Raw genomic sequence first — 881 nt, forward strand, 5'->3', positions numbered from 1 at the left:
GGCAAAGACGGTTGTGCGCATAGTTGCGGTACATCTCTGAAAGCACCCCAATCTCTAAGCCCCAATCACTTGGAATTCGAATATCTTTTAAGACATCGATACGGAACGAAAACTCGCCAGCTAATGGATAACGAAAGCTATCCATGTACTCTAAGTAATCACGATATCCAATAACGCTTTTGAAAGATCGTAATAATGGTGTCACTAACAAACGACTGACACGTCCGTTCATTTTTCCATTAGCGACTCGAGAATAGTAGCCCTTACAGAACTCATAATTGTAATGCGGATTGGCAACTGGGTAGATTAAGCGCGCTAAAAGTTCTTTATCATAGGTGACGATATCACAGTCATGCAGGGCAACCGATTCTGATCGGTTCGACGCTAAGGTATAGCCCATGCAATACCATACATTTCTGCCCTTACCTGCTTCTTTAGGCGCAACACCGAGNGCCTGCAGCTCGTCGTCGAGTTGACGTAATCGCGGTCCATCGTTCCAAAGCACGCGATGACGTTGTGGCAATTTTGAGAAAAAACCTAAAGCGTATTTATACTGATCAAGGCTAGCGCGATCTAAACCAATCACAATTTCACCGATGTACTTCACCTCGCTAAGTAAATCGATAATTTTGGGTAGCGCATCCCCTTCTAACTCAGAAAATAGAGACGGCAAGATCAGCCCCATCGGACGTTTTGTTGCAAAATCTTCCAGCTCCCTCTCGAGGTCTTCATACGACCGACAGCTTAGATTATGTAACGTTGTTATGATGCCATTTTGATAAAAGTCAGCCATTTTTTACTCGCTTAAGCTCTATGTCTGCTGGTTATTATTTACAATGAGGGCTCACCTAGATCTAAGTCTAAAAAGCTACTCAAACTTT

Annotated in this window: 1 pseudogene; it reads right to left on the bottom strand. The window is 43.3% G+C overall.

Annotated features, from left to right (window positions below):
- Positions 1-793: pseudogene (locus A3738_RS25400) on the bottom strand (glycosyl transferase); the annotation flags it as partial.
- Positions 794-881: the final 88 nt, after the last annotated feature.

It is taken from the genome of Oleiphilus sp. HI0066, assembly GCF_001635725.1.